The sequence below is a fragment of the Pseudomonas sp. GW821-FHT05D12 genome, assembly GCF_059419825.1.
In genome coordinates this window covers 592,702-613,359 of record NZ_JBWKSN010000002.1, presented here as the reverse complement: position 1 = coordinate 613,359, position 20,658 = coordinate 592,702, and the positions used below count along the sequence as shown (strand labels likewise).

14 protein-coding genes are annotated in these 20,658 nt (G+C 65.3%); 7 read left to right on the top strand and 7 right to left on the bottom strand.

Features of this window, described 5'->3' with window-relative positions; all coding sequences use genetic code 11:
* Positions 1–137: 137 nt before the first annotated feature.
* The 3 genes from AC07SI_RS05800 to AC07SI_RS05790 all read right to left on the bottom strand — a co-directional run bounded on the left by AC07SI_RS05800 (position 138) and on the right by AC07SI_RS05790 (position 5,069).
* Positions 138–1,982 carry an ABC transporter ATP-binding protein gene (locus AC07SI_RS05800; RefSeq protein ID WP_495005352.1) on the bottom strand — a complete coding sequence of 615 codons (1,845 nt, stop codon included), beginning with the start codon at positions 1,980–1,982 and terminating at the stop codon, positions 138–140.
* Positions 1,975–3,741, bottom strand: a complete 1,767-nt coding sequence (locus tag AC07SI_RS05795) for an ABC transporter ATP-binding protein (RefSeq protein WP_495005351.1) — start codon at positions 3,739–3,741, stop codon at positions 1,975–1,977. The genes AC07SI_RS05800 and AC07SI_RS05795 overlap by 8 nt, the downstream gene beginning before the upstream one ends.
* Positions 3,742–3,836: 95 nt before the next feature.
* A complete protein-coding gene (locus AC07SI_RS05790) occupies positions 3,837–5,069 on the bottom strand; it encodes an acyl-CoA dehydrogenase family protein (RefSeq protein ID WP_495005350.1) in 1,233 nt (410 codons plus the stop codon).
* A gap of 293 nt (positions 5,070–5,362) precedes the next feature.
* Between AC07SI_RS05790 and AC07SI_RS05785 the strand changes: the two genes are divergently transcribed.
* The 7 genes from AC07SI_RS05785 to AC07SI_RS05755 all read left to right on the top strand — a co-directional run bounded on the left by AC07SI_RS05785 (position 5,363) and on the right by AC07SI_RS05755 (position 13,629).
* On the top strand, positions 5,363–6,406 hold the full coding sequence (locus AC07SI_RS05785; protein WP_106804067.1) for an ABC transporter substrate-binding protein: 1,044 nt from the start codon (positions 5,363–5,365) through the stop codon (positions 6,404–6,406).
* Positions 6,407–6,422: 16 nt separating this feature from the next.
* The gene (locus AC07SI_RS05780) at positions 6,423–7,154 is read left to right on the top strand and encodes a class II aldolase/adducin family protein (RefSeq protein ID WP_495005349.1); all 732 of its coding nucleotides are present in this window, start codon (positions 6,423–6,425) and stop codon (positions 7,152–7,154) included.
* Between the two features lie 95 nt (positions 7,155–7,249).
* Positions 7,250–8,437, top strand: coding sequence for an LLM class flavin-dependent oxidoreductase (locus AC07SI_RS05775; protein ID WP_065901229.1), 1,188 nt, complete (start codon positions 7,250–7,252; stop codon positions 8,435–8,437).
* A 3-nt stretch (positions 8,438–8,440) separates the two neighbouring features.
* The gene (locus tag AC07SI_RS05770; RefSeq protein ID WP_495005348.1) at positions 8,441–9,997 is read left to right on the top strand and encodes an ABC transporter substrate-binding protein; all 1,557 of its coding nucleotides are present in this window, start codon (positions 8,441–8,443) and stop codon (positions 9,995–9,997) included.
* Positions 9,990–11,048 carry an ABC transporter permease gene (locus AC07SI_RS05765; protein ID WP_201144243.1) on the top strand — a complete coding sequence of 353 codons (1,059 nt, stop codon included), beginning with the start codon at positions 9,990–9,992 and terminating at the stop codon, positions 11,046–11,048. Before AC07SI_RS05770 ends, AC07SI_RS05765 begins: the two co-directional genes overlap by 8 nt.
* Positions 11,045–11,854, top strand: a complete 810-nt coding sequence (locus AC07SI_RS05760) for an ABC transporter permease (RefSeq protein ID WP_495005347.1) — start codon at positions 11,045–11,047, stop codon at positions 11,852–11,854. Before AC07SI_RS05765 ends, AC07SI_RS05760 begins: the two co-directional genes overlap by 4 nt.
* On the top strand, positions 11,851–13,629 hold the full coding sequence (locus tag AC07SI_RS05755; protein WP_495005346.1) for a dipeptide ABC transporter ATP-binding protein: 1,779 nt from the start codon (positions 11,851–11,853) through the stop codon (positions 13,627–13,629). The genes AC07SI_RS05760 and AC07SI_RS05755 overlap by 4 nt, the downstream gene beginning before the upstream one ends.
* A gap of 443 nt (positions 13,630–14,072) precedes the next feature.
* On the opposite strand, the gene AC07SI_RS05750 is transcribed toward AC07SI_RS05755, so the two are convergent.
* The 4 genes from AC07SI_RS05750 to AC07SI_RS05735 form a co-directional block, all read right to left on the bottom strand.
* Positions 14,073–15,155 (bottom strand): LLM class flavin-dependent oxidoreductase, encoded by a 1,083-nt coding sequence (locus tag AC07SI_RS05750; protein ID WP_065901239.1) that lies wholly within the window; start codon positions 15,153–15,155, stop codon positions 14,073–14,075.
* A gap of 19 nt (positions 15,156–15,174) precedes the next feature.
* Positions 15,175–17,736 carry a TonB-dependent receptor gene (locus AC07SI_RS05745; protein WP_495005345.1) on the bottom strand — a complete coding sequence of 854 codons (2,562 nt, stop codon included), beginning with the start codon at positions 17,734–17,736 and terminating at the stop codon, positions 15,175–15,177.
* Positions 17,737–17,881: 145 nt separating this feature from the next.
* Entirely contained in the window at positions 17,882–19,438 is a 1,557-nt protein-coding gene (locus AC07SI_RS05740; RefSeq protein ID WP_065901257.1) for an ABC transporter substrate-binding protein, read from the bottom strand.
* A gap of 4 nt (positions 19,439–19,442) precedes the next feature.
* On the bottom strand, positions 19,443–20,648 hold the full coding sequence (locus tag AC07SI_RS05735; protein WP_065901242.1) for an LLM class flavin-dependent oxidoreductase: 1,206 nt from the start codon (positions 20,646–20,648) through the stop codon (positions 19,443–19,445).
* Positions 20,649–20,658 lie beyond the last annotated feature (10 nt).

Genomic DNA, 20,658 nt, shown 5'->3' with positions numbered 1-20,658 from the left:
AGGGCACACCGAGCCTAGGCGAGGTGCCGAGTGTTGGGGCAAGAGCGTTTTGGTTACTTTTGCGCTGTTCAAAAGTGGCCCGCTGTAAGAGCGGAACCATAGGCGGCCATCCCCCAAATAACGGATATGCCTCACCTCTACAAAAGCACCACCTCCGCCCCCCCCACCCGAGCACCAAGCAAATAACTCCGATACAACCCAGCATACGCCCCCTCCTGGGCAATAAGCCCCGCATGCGGCCCCAGCTCCACCACCTGCCCATGCCGGATCACCGCGATCCGGTCCGCATCGCGAATCGTCGCCAATCGATGCGCAATGATGATCGCCGTCCGCCCCTCGCACAGGCGCCGCAACGCCCGCTGAATCCGCCGCTCCGTATGAATATCCACCGCCGAAGTCGCCTCATCCAGCACCAGCACCGCCGGGTCTGCCAGGTACGCACGCACCAGGCACACCAACTGCCGCTGGCCATGACTGAGGTGCGCGCCCAGCGGCCCGACTTCGGTGTGGTACTGGTGGGGCAGGCGCTCCAGCACTTCATCGGCACCGAGCTCGCGGGCGGCGGCGATCAGCGTAGCGTCGTCAGCCTGGGGCGCGGCCAGGCGCAGGTTGTCGAGGATGCTGCCGCTGAACAGCACGTTGTCCTGCAGCACCACGCCGACGTGACGGCGCAGGGTGTGTTGCGCCAGGTCGCGCACGTCAATACCGTCGAGACGCACCGCGCCCGATTGCACGTCGTAGAAACGCGTCAGCAACTGCACCAGGGTGCTTTTGCCGTGCCCGGACGGACCGACGATCGCCAACACTTCACCGGCCGGAATGTGCAGGTCCAGGTCATTGATCACGGGCGCCTGGCCGTAACTGAAACCGACCTGGTCGAAGTGCACTTCGCCGCGAGCCCGTTCCAGCGTATGCGGCGTGGCACGGTCGATGATCTGCGGCGTGGTGTCGAGCAGCAGGAAAATCCGCTGCGCCGAGGCCGAGCCGGTGGCGTAGCGCTCAAACAGGTCGGACAGCTCCTGCAGCGGCCCGAGGAACAAAAACACGTAGAACAGGCTTTCGGCAACCTGGCCCACACTCACTTCGCCCGCCGCCAGCCCGTAGCCGCCCACCAGCAGCAACAGCGCGATGCCTGCCGAGCTGAGCAACGCGGTAAACGGCGCAAACCACGACGAGCGCAGGCTGCCGCGAATCAGCGCCTGGTTGAAGTCATCCAGCAGCCCGCGATAGCGCCGCAGGTTGGGGGCTTCTTGCGCGCACTGCTGCAACAGGCGCGCGCCGCTGACGCTTTCCACCAGGTGCGCGGTGAAGCGGCTGCGGTTCTCCGCGACCTTGGCCCAGTTGCGCTGCGAGATGCGCTTGAAACTCCACGTAGCCAGCACCAGCAGCGGCACCGTCGCCACCAGGCTGAGGAAAAACCGGGGGTCGATACGCCACAGCATCACCGACGCCAGGCCGCAGCGCAGCAGGGCGCCGAGCAGTTCCGGCGGGCCCTGGATCACCAGCGGCTCCAGCGCGTCGACATCGCGGTCGACCCGCGAAATGATGCGCCCGGCGCGCGTCTGGTCGAAGTAACTCACGCTCAGGCCCTGCACGTGTGCGAACACCTGCACGCGCAACGCGTTCAGCACCCGGATCGCCGCGCCGCCGGCGACGAACTGCGAGACCCCGGCCAACAGGAAGCGCGCCAGCCAACTGGCTGCCAGGCCAAGGCCGAGCCACAGCACCAGGCGCTCATCCAGCAGCCAATGGTCAGCCTGCTGGATCAGCCCGCGGTCGAGCAGTTCGCGCACAAACCAGGGGCGCAGGAACACCGTGATCACCAGCACAATTTCAATGCCGATCACCGCGGCGATCTGGCGTCGGATTGGCCGCAGCAGTGGCAGCAGCCGCTTGAACATGCTGCGATCGAGGGCCTTCTTCGCGAGCATTTCTTCGATTTCGATATCGCTCAAGGCTTTGCCTGGCAGCGGGTTAGCCATGGTCGATCCCCAGCAGGTCGCGGTAGTGCGCGTTGGTTGATTGCAGGTCGGTGTGGCGGCCCATGGCAGTGATTCTGCCGTCGGCCAGCATCAACACGCGGTCGGCCAACAAAATGGTCGAGAGCTTGCTGGAGATCACCAGCACCGTGGTGCCACGCAGTTGCCGCAGGTTCTGCAACACCTGGCGCTCGCTGATGGCGTCGAGCGCGCTGGTGGCGTCGTCCAGGCACAGAATGTCGGGGGTGCCCAACAGCGCGCGGGCCAGGCACAGGCGTTGGCGCTGGCCACCGGACAAGGTCACGCCCCGGTCGCCCAGGGGGGTATCCAGGCCTTGGGGCAGACGCTGCACGATGTCGTCGGCGGCGGCTCTGTGCAGCGCATCGCGCAGCTGGGCGTCGGTGGCGCTGGGCGCGGTCAGGCGCAGGTTGGCGGCGAGGGTGCCGGCGAACAGGAAACTTTCCTGCGGCACCACATGCACGCGCTGGCGCAGCGGGCCGAGTTGCAGCTCGCGAATGTCCTGCCAGCCGCTGGCGTCCGAGCCGAGCAATACGCGCCCGGCAGTCACGTCGCTCAGGCGCGGCAACAAGCTGGCGAGCAGGCTTTTGCCGGTACCGGTGGCGCCGACCAATGCGACGATTTCACCCGGCTGGATGCTCAGCGAACACGCCTGCAAAATGTCCCGACCGCCGCCCGGTGCCGTCACGCTGACGTGCTCCAACTTGAGCCCCAGCGGCGTGGCGGGCAGGGTGGCAGTACCACTGCGGATAGCGGCGGGTGCGTCGAGCAATTGCCAGATGCGCTCGGCACTGGCGCGGGCATCGGCGAAGGTCTGCATCACCCGGCCGATCCCTTCGATGCGAAACACCAGGGTGGTGGCGATCAACAGTGAGGTCACCAGTTCGCCAATGCTCAGTTGCCCGGCGGCGACCAGGTGCGCGCCGTACACCAGGATCCACACATGCCCCAACGCAACCACGGCCTGGGGCAGTGGAATGCGCGAGCTGGAATACGCCAACGCCTGGCGCGCGAGGCCGGCGAACACCGCCACCTGGTCGGCGAAGCCCTGGATTCGTCGCTGCTCCAGCGCAAATGACTTGATCACGCGCACACCGCCAATGCCTTCGCTCAGGTCCTGATTGACGCGGTCGTAGGCGCTGCCGACCGCCCGATCCAGGCCCACCAGGCGCTCGGTCTGGCGCACGAAAATCCACAGCCCGGTGACCGTCAGCAATAACGGCACCAGCCCCAGCAGCGGGTTGTACCAGCTGAGCAGGCCGACCGTGGCGAGTACCACCAGCGGCGTTTCCACCAGTTGGCGCCAGAAAGTGATCAGCGCGTCGCGGACCTTGTCGGCGTCGCGGGTCGTGCGCGTGATCATCTCGCCCATGCCGTGCTGCCAGTGGTAGCCCAGGTGCAGGCTTTGCACTTGGGCGAGGATGCGTTCGCGCAGGCGCGTCAGCAGTTCCTGGCTGATCACCAGCGAGAGCACACTGGCGATGTACTGCAGCACGCCACGGCCGAGGGCCACGGCGAGCATCAGCCCCAGCCAGTACCAGCCAAGGCCGGCCTCCAGGCTGCCATCCGCAAGGCGCACCGCCGCGCGGCCGGCACTGACATCATTGACGGCATGCCCGATCAGCCATTGCTGCCAGACCAGCCCCAGGTTGATCGCCACGTACAGCGCTGCGACCAGGCTGAATCGCCAGGGCATTTCCCGGTAGATCGCCAGGCTGCGTAAAAGAGGGTGTTGTTCAATCATGAAAAGCTCATAGACATAAACGGGGGATACCGGACCTTGCAGGAGCCCGGCTTGCCGGCGATGGCGCCCTTAAAGACGCCATCGCCGGCAGGGTTTTATTTACGGGTGGCGCCCTGGGTTTCCTTGGCATTCAGGATCGCGGTGTATTCGCCTGGGTCCACGTCGTTGAGGTAGTAGTTGCCCACGTGGTGCAGGCGCCAGCGGATCGGGTCGTGGGTGGTGTGCACGCGGGCGTTGCGCCAGAAGCGGTCCAGGTTCCACTTGCTCAGCGAGGCGCTGGCGCCCAGCAGCGAGAAGATATCGCTGGAGATCTTCAGCGAGGCACTGTCGGAATGCGCGCGGGCGGTGGCGACCGACAGGATCAATTCGTCCTGCAGTTCCTTGTTGTCCGGGTCTTGCTCATGGGCATCGAACACGCGTGCGGCGTCGCGCAGCAGCGATTCGGCAGCCCGCAGCGCGACGGCGTATTCACCGATCTGCTTGATGATGTGCGGCTCTTCATTGGCGTGGTCGACGCCACTTTCCACCCATGGCCGCGCGTGGTGCTTGAGGTAGTCGACGGCGGCAGACAAGGCGCCGGCGGCGATGCCGGTGTCGATGGCCGCGTGGAGGATCTGCGGGAAGGTCAGCCCGGTGCGTTTCATCGGGCCTTTGCGGCGCGAGACGTAATCTTCGTCCAGCACGATATTGTCGAAATTCACCGTGCCGCTGACCGAGTTTTTCTGGCCAAAGGCGGCCCAGTCATCCACCAGCGTGAGGCCCGCTGCGTTGCGGTTGAGCAGGACACCGGCGCCGCCATCGTCCGAGGCGGCGGTGAGCGAGATCCATTCGGCGAGGTAGGAGCCGGTCGAGTAGAACTTGCTGCCATTGAGTACCAGGGCGCCGTCCTCACGGCGTTCGACGCGGGTCTTCAGGGCGAATTTGTTCTTGCCGCCGACCTCGGCCAGGGCGTTGCCGAAGCGTTTGCCAGCCAACACATCGCTGACCAGCCGATCCCGCACCGCATCCGGGTAGCCGTTGAAAATCCCGCGCAGCATCACGTTGTGGATCTGCAGGAGTTGGCCGACGCCGCCATCGGCCACCGAGATAATCCGCACGGTCTCGACGATGGTCTGCACGCAAGCCCCCAGCCCGCCAAAGGCCTTCGGCACGCCGATGGCAGTGATGCCGCTTTCGGATAACAGCTGTGCCTGGCGCCACGGCAGTTGGCCGTTCTGCTCGGGGTCGGCGGCGATGGCGGCGATCTCCACCGCGATGTCCTTGGCCGCGGCGATGGCCTCGGCTTCGCTGTGCAGTTGGCGTACAGGCGCCTGTTCAAACGTAGTCATGCATTCATCCTTCTGTTTGGGTTCGCTTCCCCAGGGGTTGCGGTGTTGGCAGGGGCTTGAGCAAGTTCCAAGCCAATGTGAAAAGCCCCACCGTGTGGGGGCTGCGGGGATGGGGCTGCTGCTGGGGCAGCAGTGCTCGCAAGTGACTGCTGGCGCAGCAGCAGTGCTGTTGGCAGGTCAGCAGTCGCGTGGCCGGGTTCGCCGCGACAGCCCTGTAAACCCTGGCCCGCGTCGATTGGCACGGCCTCTGCAATACCTCCTCCACTGACTTGCCCAACTCAATGGAGCTGCCCATGACCCTTTCCGCTGTCCTGCCCACGCCTGAGCTTGAGCAGATCTGGTTTACCCGCTGCCCGGTGCCGACCGCCTCCGGCATCGCCTACAAGCTGGGGTGGTTGACCGAAGAGTTCGCGCCGGATGGTTTGCCGGTGTCGACGTTGCAGGAGGCTCGCCAACTGGGCCGTCACCATTACGATCACGACCTGCCTGGGCTGTTTCGCGAAGGCGGTAACGTGCCGGCCCTGGCGGCTCGCGCAGCCGGCGCACCGAGCCGCCTGATCGGCCTGACCTGGATCGAGGAATGGCAGACCATCCTGGTTCGCCCGGACTCCGGCATCAGCCGCCCCGAGCATCTCAAAGGCAAGCGCCTGGCCCTGCCGGCCTGGGGCGACAGCCGCCCTGGCAGCATTGCGCGCGCCATGAGCCTGCACGGCTACAAGGGCGCATTGAGCCTGGCTGGCCTCGGCTTTGACGATGTCGAACTGGTGGAAGTGGCCTTGCAGGACCAGGAGCAGGCGCCGGACCCGCAGCAAGGCTTGCAACGCCTGTGGTCGGGCCTGGATTACCTGGTGCGTGGCGAGGTGGATGCGGTGTACGTCAAGGGCGCTTCGGCGGCCGACGCCGCACGGCGCCTGGGGCTGGTGGTGGGGATCGACCTGGACCTGATCGCCGAGCCGCGCTATCGCATCAATAACGGCACGCCACGGCCAATCACCGTGCACCAGAGCCTGCTCGACAACCACTTTGACCTGGTGGTGCGCTTCCTGGCGCAGACCCTCAGTGCGGCGGATTGGGCGGCGAACAACCGCGATGGCCTGAACGCGATTCTCGAAGAAGAAACCCGCGCCGGCAGTGCCGGTGTGGCCGAGGCTTATCGCGGTGATTTCCATACCACCCTGGCCCCGGATTTGTCGGCCCAGCGCCTGGATTTCCTCGGTGTCCAGAAAGATTTCCTGTACCTGCACGGCTTCCTGGAGCGCGATTTCTCGATCGCCGACTGGGTCGATCCGCGCCCCCTGCAAGCTGCCCATGAACTGTTGGCCAAGCGCCGCGCCTGAACCTGGAGAATGCCCCATGACTGCCATTGCTCACGCTCAACCCCTCGATCAAGCACTGCAGGCCTTTGTCGACAAGGTGCTGCTGGAGGCCGAAGAGGCTTTCACCGTATTCCGTGAAACCAACACCATCACCGCCAACGGCACCGTCGGTTTCATCGAGCGCGTACCCGGCCAGGAACTGCTGGTGTCGGTGAACTACGGCGGCCCGTGGAATTACCGCAAGCCGCTGCAAGCCACGGTCACCGACTTTGCAGGCAACGTGATTCTCGGCAAAGGCAAAGGTGGCCTGGGCCGCTACACCAAGCTGTTCCAGCAGCACCCGGATGTGACCACCGTGTCCCACGTGCATTCGCCGTACCTCGGTGCCTGGGCACAGACCCACCGCACCTTGCCATTCCACTACGTGCCGGTGCAGCGCTACCAGCTGGCGCGGGAGCTACCGGTGTACATCGACCGTCGCCAGCAGGAAGTCGACTTCATCCTCGACAAGATCGCCGAAAACCCGTTCAACCTGGCCATCCTCGAGGCCAACGGCGGCTCCACCGTGTGGGGCAAGCAAGGGCTGCGGGCTACCGGCGAATTCATCCTGTTGCTGGAGGAGGGCGCCCAGCTGCAATTGCTCGCCGACGCCCTGGGTGGCTCGCGTCCCTACGGGCCGGGCGTGTTGACCCAGCAGTGGAAAATGAGCGGCCTGTTCGAACACGCCACCGCACTGGGCCTGGTCCCGGCCATCGACCGCAAAAACTGAACACACCCTCATCACGGTGATTGAAACCACCACGCCCCCTGCAGGCGCCGAAAGCCGGCTCCTGCAGGGGACGGTTCCATTCAAGGATGTCTGTCATGGCTGTAAAGATTCTCTGGTACCTCACCACGCCCGATGGGCCTTATCCGTGGGAGCCTGAAGGGCGCTGGAAAACCGACTTCCAACACCTCAAGCAATTGGCGGTCGCCAGTGATCGCCTCGGCTATTACGGCTCGCTGCTGGGCTCCAGCCCGAATGAAAGCCTGGCGGTGGCCGCGTCGTTGATCGACGCCACCGAGCGCCTGCGTTTCCTGGTGGCGCAACACCCGGGCGAGCTGTCGCCGGCGGTGTTGGCCAAATGGGCCTTGACCTTCGACCAGTTCTCCAATGGCCGCCTGCTGTTCAACGTGGTCAACGGCAATGACGCCGGCCTGGCCACGTTGGGCGTGCATTACGCGCATGACGAGCGTTACGCCTTCAGCCTTGAATACTGGCGTGCGTTCCAGGGCTTCTACGCCGGCGATACGCGTGGCTATGACGGTGACTACGTCAAGCTCGCCCCGCGTGCGCCGGGCGCCGCCAGCCATCCACTGGGCGGTTGGCACCCGCCGTACCAGAAGCCGGGTATCCCGTTGTGGGGCGCCGGCACGTCGGGGCCGGGGGTCGAACATTCGGTGCAACTGCTCGATGTGTACCTGAGCTTCGCCAACACCCCGCCGAAACTCGGCGACAAGTTCCGCAAGGTCGCCGCCGAGGCGGCGAAGATCGGCCGCGAACTGACCTTTGGCACGCGCCTGCAAATCATCGTGCGCGAGACCGAGGAAGAAGCCTGGGCCCACGCGGAAAAACTGCTGCAGCGCACTTCGCTGCAGACCGCGCGCAATGCGCTTGAGCGCCAGTTGCCGCCGGGGGTGAGCCTGGAGGATTTTCACAGCGACGACCCGCAAACCCAGCGCAATGTCGAGACGGTGCGTGCCGGGCGCCTGCCCACTGCGCGTGAGCTGGAAATCTACCCCAACGTGTGGCTCGGCCCCAGCCTGTTCGGCTTCAACATCCTCGGCCCGGCTGCCGGCACGTATCTGGTGGGCAGTGCCGAGCAGGTCGCCGAGCGCATCCGCGAGTACGAGGCGCAAGGCACCTCGGCATTCATCCTCTCGGGCTTCCCGTTGATCGACGAAGCCCATCGGGTCGCCGATTTGCTGTTCCCGTTGCTGGACCTGGACCACGGCTTTGAAGTGCCGCGCCTGGGCGTCACCCACAAGGCTGTACAGCGCGAAGAGGCTTGAGTGATGAGTGACGGATTTTCCCGCCGGGTGTTTCTCGGCAACACCCTGGTGGTCGGCGGCGGCCTGCTGCTGGGGGGCTGTGACAGCGGTGCGGCGAGCCAGGGCGCGGCGGTCCTGACGGGTAAGCCGGTGAGTGGCGGGCGCCTGCGCATCGGCATTATCGACGGCGACCAGTCGGGCAACCTGGATGCGCATAAACCGGTGGGCGGCGGGATCATCCGTGGCTGGGCGCTGTACAGCAAGTTCTGGGAATGGAACACCGATGTCAGCACGCGCCTGGCCCTGGCTGAGTTCGCGGAGCCGAATGCCGATGCCAGCGCCTGGACCATCCGCATCAAGCCCGGCCTGGAGTTTCACCATGGCAAGACCATCGGTGCCGACGACATGCTGTTTTCGCTGTTGCGCCTGACCGACCCCAAACTGGCTTCACCGTTTGCCGGGTTGGTCGGGGCGATCGATCGCAACGCGCTGCGCAAGCTGGATGAGCGCACCATCGAAATTCGTTTCAAGCAGGGCCAGAGCTTCTTCCCACTGGATGAAACCCTGATCAGCTTTGGCGGCATCGTGCCGACCGACTATGACCCGATCACCAACCCGGTGGGCGCCGGCCCTTACAAGCTCAAGCGCTTCGTGCCCGGCCAGCGCTCGCTGTACACGCGGTTCGAGAACTACTACAAACCCGGCCAGCCGTATGCCGACGAGCTGGAAATCATCGAGTTCAAGGACCAGGTCTCGCGCGTGGCCGCATTGCGCGCCGGGCAGATCGACGTGGCCAGCGGCGTGCAGGCCGAGCACAGCGCGTTGCTCAAGGCCGATTCGCGCCTGTCGCTGTGCGTCTCACCGACGACTTCATTCACCGGTTTCAACCTGAACCTGGCCAAGCCGCCGTTCGACGATGTGCGCGTGCGCCAGGCGTTTCGTCTGCTCGCCGACCGCCAGGAGTTGGTGGACCGTGGTCTCAATGGCTTCGGGCGCATCGCCAACGACCTGTATTCGCCCCATGACCCCACCTACAACCATGCAATTGCCCAGCGCCCGTATGACCTGGAGCAGGCGCGCTCGCTGTTGCGCCAGGCCGGGCAGACTGACCTGCGCGTCGAGCTGACCACCACGCCAGGCCCTGGAGTGAATGCTGCGCTGGTATTCGCCCAGCAAGCGAAAAAGGCCGGTGTGGAGGTGCGTGTCACCCAGGTTGACGGCGCGGTGTTCAATGGCCCGCAGCGCGAGCAATGGCAGGTATCGCCGGGCTCGACCCCGGCGCGCGGTTTTCTGGCCTCGGCCCTGCACAACGACGCGCCGCTGGCGATCTACAACCGCAGCAATTTCCATGACCCACAGTTCGACAGCTTGTATCGCCAGGCCCTGGCCCAGCCCGATCTGGCATTGCGTACCGGCCTGGTGCATGAAGCCCAGCAGATCCAGCACGAACGTGGCGGCCTGCTGATCTGGGGCTTCAGTGATGTGCTCGACGCGGCGTCCGTGAAGGTCGGCGGCCTGAACCCCGAGCAGACCACCTTCGCCTCCTGGCGTTTTGACGAGTTGTGGTTGAACCATGTCTGAGTCGCACTGCAAAACCCCGCGTACGCCGGCCTGGCTGTCGTGGTTCGTCGGGCGCCTGGGCTACGGTTTGCTGACCGCCTGGGTGATCAGCCTGGTGGTGTTTATCGCCACCCAGGCGCTGCCATCGGACCCGGCGCGGGTGATCCTCGGCCCGGATGCGCCGCTGGAAAGTATCCTCACCCTGCAGCACCAACTGGGCCTCGACCAGCCGATCCTGTGGCAATACCTGCGCTGGCTGGGCGCGGCCTTGAGTGGTGATCTTGGCGTGTCGCTGGATTCCAACGCGCCGGTCAGCCACCTCCTGTGGGGCCGTTTCGGCTACACCCTGGCGCTGCTGGCCGGGGTGATCGCACTGGTGGTGCCGGCGGCGCTCGCGTTGGGCGTGGCGCTGGCGTTGCGCCGCGACAGCCGCCTGGATCGCTGGAGCCTGTCGTTGCTGATCTTTCTCAAGGCCACGCCGGGGTTCCTCTTGGCGATTGGCCTGGTGCTGCTGTTTTCCATGCCGCACATGGACTTTCTGCCGGCGGTGTCGATTCTCGACCCGGACCAGTCGCTGCTGCGCCAGCTCAAGTTCCTGATCCTGCCCGTCGTGGCCCTGAGCCTGACCGCGTTGCCTTATCTCACGCGCATGGTGCGTGCAGCGATGATCGAGGCGCTGGAGTCCGACTACGTGATCGCGGCGCGGCTGCGCGGTATTCCCTACCGACGCATCGTGTGGTGCCACACGTTACCCAACGCGCTGGTGCCGGCGATCCAGGGTGTGGCGCTGACCTTGCGCACACTGATCGGTGGCGCAGTGCTGGCCGAGGTGATCTTCAGTTACCCCGGCATCGGCACCGCACTCAACGCGGCCATCCAGATGCGCGACCTGCCGATGATCCAGGCGATTGTGCTGGTGATCACCCTGGCAGTGGTGCTGATCAATCTGCTGGCCGATCTGCTGACCGTATTGCTCACGCCCAAGCTGCGCACGGCGCGGCGCGTGAGGATGATTCAACGCAACCGCCGGGGCATCACCCCGTGGTGGCGCCGCTCCCGAGGTGAGGCATGAACGAGCCGCAAATTCGCAAAGGTGCACTGATCACCGCGCTGGTGATCGCGATTGCCGTGCTGGGCCCGTGGCTGGCGCCCCATGGCACCACCGACATGGTCGGCCCGGTGTACGGCGCGCCGATGGGCAGCGCATGGCTGGGCTATGACTTCCTCGGGCACGACGTGCTGTCGCGCCTGCTCGGCGGCGGTCTGTCGGTGCTGTGGATGTCGGTGGCGGCGGCGAGTATCGCGCTGGCGGTGGGCAGTACGCTGGGGTTGTTGGCCGGGCTCTCGCGGCGACGTTTGGACCAACTGATCACGTGGTCGGCGGATGTGTCCCTGGCGTTTCCCGACCTGATCCTGGTGCTGCTGATCGTGTCGATGCTGGGTCGCGCGCCGTGGCTGATTGTCTTGACCGTGTCCATCGCGTTCATCCCCGGCGTCATCCGCCTGGCGCGGGCCAGTGCGGTGGCGGTGGCGGGGCAGGAGTTTGTCGAGGCGGCGCAGATGATGGGGTATTCGCGGCGGCGCATTCTGTTCAAGGAGATCCTGCCGAACATCCTCACGCCGCTGCTGGTGCACTTCGGCAACATGCTGACCTGGGGCGTGGGCATGCTCTCGGGCTTGAGTTTTCTCGGCTACGGGGTCGCGCCGCCCACGGCGGACTGGGGCCTGATGATCAATGAAAACCAGGCAGGCCTGCTGGTACAGCCCTGGGCGGTGTTGGCCCCGGCGGTACTGATCGGGGTGTTTGCCTACGGTACCAATATCCTCGCCGAAGGCATCGGCCGGCGCAGCGCACGGATGGGAGAGAAACAGGCATGAACGCGATCACTGAAATCGACACGGCGGTGTTGCAGGTGCACGACCTGCGGGTGGAATTGTCGGCGCAGGTGGATGTGGTGTCGGGCATTTCGTTCAGCCTGAACGCGGGCGAAATCCTCGGGCTGGTGGGGGAATCGGGGTCGGGCAAGACCACCCTGGCCACCGCTTTGCTCGCCCACGCCCGACGCGGTGCGCGCATCGTCGCGGGCCAGGTGCAGGTCGACGGCCAGGCGTTGTTGAGCCTGGAGGGCGAGGCCTTGCGCCGGGCGCGTGGCAGCCTGATCGGTTACGTCGCCCAGGACCCGGCCACGGCGCTGAACCCGGCCCTGCGCATTGGCAACCTGTTGCGCGAGACGTTGGCGGTGCATCCGCTGCAACTGGACCGCGCTGCCCAGCAGCAACGCATCAGCGAGACCCTGCGCGATGTCGGCCTGCCGGACGATCCCGAGTTTCTGCGACGCTTTCCTCATCAATTATCCGGTGGCCAGCAGCAGCGCGTGATGCTGGCGCTGGCCTTTGTGCTGCGCCCACGCCTGATCGTGCTGGATGAGCCGACCACCGCGCTGGATGTCAGCACCCAGGCGCATATCCTCGCGACCTTGCGCCGCTTGTGCAAAAGCCAGGGTGTGGCGGCGGTGTATGTGTCCCATGACTTGGCGGTGATCAAGGACCTGGTGGACCGGGTGATGGTGATGTACGCCGGGCGTATCGTCGAGACGGCCACGCGCGAGGTGCTGTTTCGCCGGCCATCGCACCCGTATACCCGTGGCTTGCTGGCGGCGATCCCGGATGTGGCCGGTCGGCGCGAACTGCAAGCCATTGCCGGGCAGGCCCCGGCGCCGGGGCAACGGCCGCAGGGTTGCAGCTTCGGGCCACGTTGTGACCGGTTTACTTCGGCCTGCGCGGTGGCCGAGCCGCGGCTCCAGGCGCTGCCCGCCGGGCACGCGGTGGCGTGCCTGAATGCGCATGACCAGCCGTTGCAGGTACGTGGGTTGACCCCGATTGCGGCGCTCACGGCGCAGACGCAGGCGCCGTTGTTGTCGATCAGCGGCTTGAACGTCGCCTATGACCGGCAGGTGTTGTTCGACATCACGTTGCAGGTGCAGCCGGGTGAATGCCTGGCGCTGGTGGGGGAGTCCGGTTCCGGCAAGACCAGCCTGGCACGGGCCGTCGCCGGGCTTGGCGAGAATGCCGAAGGGCAGCTGAGCTACGCCGGCCGGCCTTTGCCGCTGCAGGCGCGCCAGCGGGATGCGGGCTTGCGCCACCAGATCCAATACATTTTCCAGAACCCGTACCGCGCGCTGAACCCACGGCAAACCGTGTACCAGACCTTGAGCGCGCCGCTGGAGCACTTCTTCGCGATCAAAGGCGCGGCGGCGCGCCAGCGGGTCGAGGCGGTGCTCCAGCGCGTGTCGCTGTCGGCGTCGGTGGCCGACCTGTACCCTCACAGCTTGTCGGGCGGCGAACGCCAGCGCGTGGCCATCGCCCGAGCCCTGTTGTGCGAACCGCGGCTGCTGATCTGCGACGAAATCACCTCGGCGCTGGACGTGTCGGTGCAAGCCTCGATCCTCGACCTGCTGCGCCAGTTGCAGCGCGAAGGCTTGACGTTGCTGTTCGTGACCCACGACCTGGGCGTAGTCCGAGCAATTGCCGACCGGGTGCTGGTCTTGAAAGTCGGCAGAGTGGTGGAGCAGGGCGCAGTCGACAGCGTCCTGGACCAGCCGCAGGCGGCATATACCCGCACATTACTGGAGCATTCGCCGACGCTGGGGTGACCCAACCTCGATCCACGCCTGGGGCGTTGGATCAGTGCTGAATCCCCCCCCACACACAGCACACCTCCCTGTGGGAGCCGTCGAGCCCCAGCGAGGCCGCGAAGGCGGTGTGTCAGTTGATGCAGCATCAGGTGCCTGACACACCGCTTTCGCAGGCAAGCCAGCTCCCACAGTTGGGCGGTGTCGTGGCTGAAATTCCAACCCCATAGCGAAACCCGGTGCTTGCTCAAATCCCAGCCACACAGCGGATCCTGTGGTGGCTCCAATCCCAGCCACACAGCACACCCCCCTGTGGGAGCCGTCGAGCTTTAGCGAGGCCGCGAAGGCGGTATGTCAGTTGATGCATCAGGTGCCTGACACACCGCTTTCGCAGGCAAGCCAGCTCCCACAGTTGGGCGGTGTCGTGGCTGAAATTCCAACCACATACAGCTCCCCCAAGGGTCCTAGTTCAATCCTTTCCTGCGCTGCGCTTCCTCCCGCACCGCCGGAATGATCCACCGTCCGTAATCCACGGTGTCATACAGCGGGTCGTAGCCTCGGTTGAGGAAGGTCGTCACGCCCAAGTCGACGTAATCCAGCAACGCCTGGGCCACGGTTTCCGGGGTGCCGACCAGTGCGGTGGTGTCGCCGTAGGCGCCGACGGCCGTGGCGGTGGGCATCCACAGCGCACGGTCGTGGCGGTCGCCCAGGGCGGCGGCGGCCAGCAGGCGTTCCGAGCCGGTGCCCTTGATGCGTTTCTGCCACGGGCTGCCGGCCGCAAATTGCGGGTTGGCCTTGATCTGCTGCAGGATCTGCTCGGCGCGTTGCCAGGCCAGTTCCTCCGTGGCCCCGAGGATCAAGCGCACCGACAGACTCACCCGCGGCGCGGCAACCCCGGCCGCCGATGCCGCCGCCTTGAGCTTGGCAATCTGCTCTGCCACGCCACTCAACGGCTCGCCCCACAGCGCATACAAATCCGCATGCTTGACCGCGATCTGATAAGCGATGTCCGAAGACCCGCCGAACGAAATCGGGATGTGTGGCTGCTGCAGCGGCTTGACCGGTGAAAACGCGCCCTTGATGTTGAAGTATTGGCCCTCGAAATCGAACGGCTCCTCGGCGGTCCAGGTGCGCCGCACGATCTCCAGGTATTCATCGGTGCGTTTGTAGCGCTCGGTCTTGTCCAGCAGGAAGTCGCCTTCCTGCGGCTCGGCGGTGATGCCGGTAATCGCGTGCAGGCGGATGCGTCCGCCGCCGGTGGTGTGGTCCAGCGTGGCAAAGGCGCGTGCGGCGACCGTCGGCGCGGTGAGGCCTGGGCGGTGGGCGATCATGAAACCCAGGCGCTCGGTGTGGGCCGCCGCATAGGCGGCGATCTGCAGGCTGTCGGCGCTGCCGGGACCGCTGGCGATCAGCACGCGGTCAAAGCCCGCGTGCTCGTGGGCGCGGGCATGGTGGCGGATGAAGTCGAGGTCGAAATCCGGGCTGCGAACGCCACGGGTTTCGGACCATTGGCGCGGGAAAATCATGCCGACAAATTCAATGGACATGGAAGGCTCCGGTGGTGGATCAGAATTGATAGTCGACCTGGGCCAGCAAGGTGCGGCCAGGCATGGGTTGTAAAAAGGTGTTGGTGGAACCGGCCAGGCCGCTGACGAAGTTCAGCTCGTTGGTCAGGTTCAATACGCGCAACGTGGTGCTCCACTGCGGCTGGCGGTAGTACAGGGCGAGGTCGAGGTTGTATTCGTCGGGGATCTTTACCGTCTTGCTCAGGTTCAGGTACCAGCTGCTGGTCCACCAGCCGGAGAGTTCGGCACCGAAGCCCGAATCGAAGCGATAGTCCACGTAGCCACTGGCGGTGTACTCGGGAATCTGCACCGCGTCGTAGCGCCCGGATGGCCGCTGGTTGAGGCTGTTGTTATCGCCAAACACCGTGCCGTTGTCGGCAATGAACCCGGCGGAGGCGAAGCCGGCCTGGGAGGTGAACTCGTTGTAGGCACTCAGCTTGGACAGGTTCAGGCCGCTGCGCAGGTGGTCATCGGGTTGATAGCGCACGGTGGCTTCCACGCCCTTGATCTGCAGGCGCGCGATGTTGTTATTGCTGTCGGGGGACTGGTCACGGGCCTGCTTGAACGCGGCCAGGGTCATGAACAGCTGGTTGGGCAGCGCCTCGACCTTCACCCCGACTTCATGCAGCACGCTCAGGCTCTGGAACGCCAGTGGGTTGAGCTGGTTGGCACCGGTGCCGCTGCCCCAGCCCAGGCCGTTGGAAAAGAACCCGGTGTTGACCGCCAGCGAGCGATCGAAGGTGTAGTACAGCGTGGTGTTCTCGGTCGGTTTCACATAGGGGCTGACCTGGAAGGCGAAGAGCCGATAGTTGTCGCTGTCCTTGCGCTTGTTACCGCCTGCGAGCACGAACGGGTTGTCGATCTGGGCGTCGATCCAGCTGCGGCTGGCGCCGATGTTCAGGCCCAAATAATCGCCGAACTTGAGGTTGTGCTGGCTGAACAGGGTCTGGGTGGACCAGGTGCTTTCAGCGGTGTAGGGCGCCACGGATTCCGCATACAGACCGTGCCCGGCCGGGTACATCGCCGCCAGGTTGAGCCAGCCGTAATAGTTGGAGTACTGCGGCACGCCGGGCTGGCCGATCCACGCGCCATTGCCGCCGGCCGGGTTGCTGGCGTCGAGGCCGAGCAGGTCGCCGGGGTTCTTGCCCGAGGGATTTTGCGTCAAGTCATAAGCGTTGATGGTCGAGCCGAAGCTGTTGTTGGCGGCAATCGACTGGTTGAATTCGCGGCGGTAGATCAGGCCGGTATTGCTCTCGTCGCGCAGGGTCCAGCCACCGAGTTGGGCTTCGTTGCGCGAGCGGAATTCGAAACGGTTGTCGAAAATGTTGTCTTTGGATTGCACCTGGAACGCGCCGACGGCATCGGTGATGTCCCTGGAACGCTGGTAGAACGTGCTGTTGGCCACAGTGATGGTCGGCGACAGGTCAGCCTCGATACGCAATTGCGTGGTAAAGCGCCGCGAGCTGCTTTCGTCTTCCTTACGTTGCCCGACCTGGGACGACAGCGACTGCTCGCCATTGCCGGCCAGCGTCGGGTCATACACCCAGCCGCGCAGGCTGCCGGGGCTGGCCTGGGTGTTGGGCGAGGCGGTCTGGAAGCTGCCGTCGACCACGCTGTATTGGCCCTGGGCATTGCGCTGGCGCTGCACCCAGCCAACGGTCGGTGCGTCGGCGGCGCCGGAAGCCAGCACGGGTGACCACAGGGTGTTGCCGTTCTGGAAAATCGGCGTGGCCCGGCCGGCGTAGTACTTGCCGTGATCCACCAGGTCCTGGGTCGCACGGTTCCAGCCGTGGGTGATGTTGTAGTCGTAGTAGTTGTCGTAGCTGGCGTTCCAGTCCACGCGCACGTTGTCGTTGCGCCAGGCCAGCGCGCCGTAGAATGCGTCGAAGTTGTTGTCGACGTTGTCGTAGAAATCCTGCTGGCGCTGCTTGGTGATGCTCACGCGGTACGCCAGGTTGTCATTCAGCGGGCCGGTGTTGTCGATGCTGAACTTGTTGGAGCTGCGCGAGGTGCCGTCCGGAACCCACGAACCCAGTTCGCCGCTGAGCTTGGTCTTGAACTCGGTGAAGTTGGGCTTCTTGCTCAGGTAGTTGACATAGCCGCCGCTGCCGGACACCGACCCGTAGGTGACCGAGGACGGGCCGGCGACGATATCCGCGCTTTCATAGGCGTTGAAGTTTGCCGGGTGACGCACGCCATAGGCGCGCTGGCCATCCTGGAAGATTTCCGAGCCCTGGGCCCGGAACTGCGGGGCGATCCCGGCGTTCTGGCCGCCGCCGCGGGTAATCCCGGGCGCGTATTTGACCAGGTCGTCGGCACTGTGGATCGAGCCGTTGGCCAATTGCTCGGCATTTACCTGCACCACCGAGCGCGGGGTGTCGAGCACGCTGGCTTCGATGCCGCCGTACACCGAGGTCGGGGGGCGAGTGGGCAGGGCGTCGTCATCCGACTCGCTGCTACTGGCCTGCACCGTGACGGTCTGCAGTTGAGTATCAGCGGCAAAGACCTGCAGCGGCAGGCTTGCAGCCAGCAGCAGGGGTAAACGCAAGGCGATAGCGTGCATGGCAGAAATGCCTCCTGTCGAAAATTGGATCAATGCGGTGTGCCCTTGCAGGCGCCCGGCTTGCCGGTGATGAGGGCCTGGCCTCGGCCTGACGGACGTCATCGCCGGCAAGCCGGCGCCTGCAGGGATAGGCGGTGTCAGTCGGTCAGGCGGTGTCTTTGAGCCAGAGCTTCTCGAAGCGCCAGGTGCTGAACAGTGACTCTTCCGATTGCGCACCACCGACGCGGGTGGACACGCTGTCGAGCAGGTCGGCGTAGCCCCAGATCAACATGCCGCCGCGCTCGTACTGGATTTGCTGCACCTGATGCACCAGGGCCTTGCGTTTTTCCAGGTCGGGTTGGGCCATGGCGGCGAGGAACAGTTCGCTGAACTGCGGGTCGTTGAAGTGGGTCTTGTTCGACACCGCGAACGGCGCATCCGTGTGAATCGCACTGGCCAGGAACGGTGCGCCGATGCTGCCGCCGGTGCTCAGGGTCCAGTCGTTTTTCAGCGGGCCCTGGAACGTCGCCAGGTCCACCTGCTTGACCTTGAGCGTCACGCCGATGCGCTTGGCTTGTTCGGCCAGCACCAGCGCCGAACTCAAGCCGGGGCCCGGGGTGGTGATCAGCTCCACCTCGAGGTTTTCCTGGCCGGCGTCCTTGAGCAATTGCGCCGCGCGTTGCGGGTCGTGGGCGCGCGGGCCGAGGTCGTGGTTGAAGGTCGGGTCGCTGGGCGCATACAAATCGTTGGCCACGCGGCCCTGGCCGTTGAGCGCACGGCGCACCAGTTCCTCACGGTCGGCCATCAGGCGAAACGCCTCGCGCACGCGCGGGTCGTTGAACGGCGGTTTGTCCAGGTTCATGTCGAAGGACAGCCAGTTGCCGGTCACCGACTTGATCACCTGCAGGCGCGGGTCCTTTTGCAGGATCGGCAGTTGCTCGGTGGGCATCACGTTGGCCATGTCTATCTGCCCGGCGCGCAGGGCTGCGAGGCGTGAGACCTGGTCCTTGAAGTCGATGATTTCCAGCTCGTCGGCGTAGGGCTTGCCGTCCTTGTAGTAGTTGTCGAAACGGGTGAACAGCGAGCGCTGGCCGGGGGTAAAGCTTTTCAGTTTGTAGGGGCCGGCGCCCACCGGGTTGGTGACCGGGTGATAGTCCACGGGCACGATGCCGCCAAAGTTGACCCAGGTTTCCGCCAGCGGCATGTAGCTGCGTCCGTCACGAAAGCCCAGGCGCACGGTACGGTTGTCGAGCTTGACCAGGTTGTCACGGTCCACCCAGTGCAACAGCGCCGCGTACGGCGAGGCCAGTTGCGGATCGGTCAGGCGCCGGATCGAGAAGATCAGGTCATCGGCATCGATAGTCTTGCCGTTGTGGAACTCCAGGCCCGGACGCAGGCGCAGGGTCCAGGCGCTGGCGTCGGCATTCGGCTCGGCGAATTCGGCCAGCGCCAGGCGCGGCTGCATCTGCTCGTCCCATTCCCATAGCTTGCTGTACAGCGCGAAGCCGCGGACGATGCCGCTGCCAATCGGCTTGTGCGCGTCGAGGTTGCCACTCTGGTTGCCGTCGAGAATCCCCAGGCGCAGGCGTCCGCCGTAGCGTGGCTGGTCGTTACCGGCGACCGCGCCGGGTGTATCGCTGGGGCCGCAGCCCGCCAGCAGCAGGCCGCCGCCGACGGTTGCGCTGTAGCCGAGAAAGTCCCGGCGGCTGAGCAGTAAGGTCATGGCGTCAGGCCCCGCCATTGGCCGAGTGCAGTTCGCGCACCGGCTCCTGTGTGCGGCTCAGTTCGACCCGCTCGCTGCGAAAGTGCGGGAGGATATGCTCGCCGAGGCGATAGGCTTCTTCCAGGTGCGGGTAGCCGGCGAGGAAGAACAGGTCGATGCCGATGCTGTTGTACTCGCGAATCCGCGCCACCACGTTCTCGTAGCTGCCCACCAGCGCGCAGCCCGGCGGAATGCCGATATAGCCGAAGCCGGTCCACACATTGGGGTGAATGAAGAAGTCGTCGAAGCCCTGCGCTTCGTTCTTCTCGGCAAAGCCATGCTCATAGCTCAGTTTGCGCGCGGTGCGCAGCCCGGCATGCGCGGCCACGGCCTTGACCGCGCCACGGGCGATGCCTTCGTCGAAGAAACGCTTGGCCTCGGTGCGGGCCAGGTCTTCGGTCTCGCGCGTGATCACGTCGATCGACAGGCCGAAGCGAATGTCGGTGCGTCCCCACTTGAGGGCGCGCTGGCGCAGGTCGGCGATCAGCGCGGCGATTTCATCCGGGTGCTCGGCGCGCATCAGGTAGAAGTCGGCGTGCTTGGCGGCGAACTCGCGGGCCGCAATCGACGAGCCGGCGGTGCAGATCAGCGGCAACTGGGCCTTCTTCAGCGGCCCGCGCAGGCCACCGCCATCGGCTTTGTAGAATTTGCCGTCGTAGTGGAAGGTCTCGTTGTGCCAATAGCCCTTGACCACGTCCATGAACTCGGTGGCGCGCGCGTAGCGTTCATCGTGGTCGCTGTAGTCGCCGACCTGGCGCTGGATCGCGTCCGAGCCGCCGTTGATGATGTTCCAGACCAGCCGGTTGCCGGTGGCGCGCTGGTAGGTGGCCGCCTGCTGCACGGCCACCCACGGGGTGTAGTGGTAGGGCTGGAACGCCGTGACGAACTGCAAGGTGCGGGTCTCGCGGGCGAGCAGCGAGCAGACCGTCCAGGGTTCTTCACCGGTCGGCGCGTTGACCATCAACGCACCGCCGAACTGGTTGATCTCGGCCGCCTTGGCGATCTGCCCCAGGTAGTCGATATAGGTGAAGTGGTCGCCCACGCTGAACCCGGACACTGCGCCAGTGCTGTTGGCGCCGCCGCGATGCCAGTCGCCACGGTTGCGTGGATCTCCGGGCAGGAACTGGGTTTCGCCGTGCAGCGGCAGGCGGGTGAAGAATTCGATGCTCATGCAAGCCTCC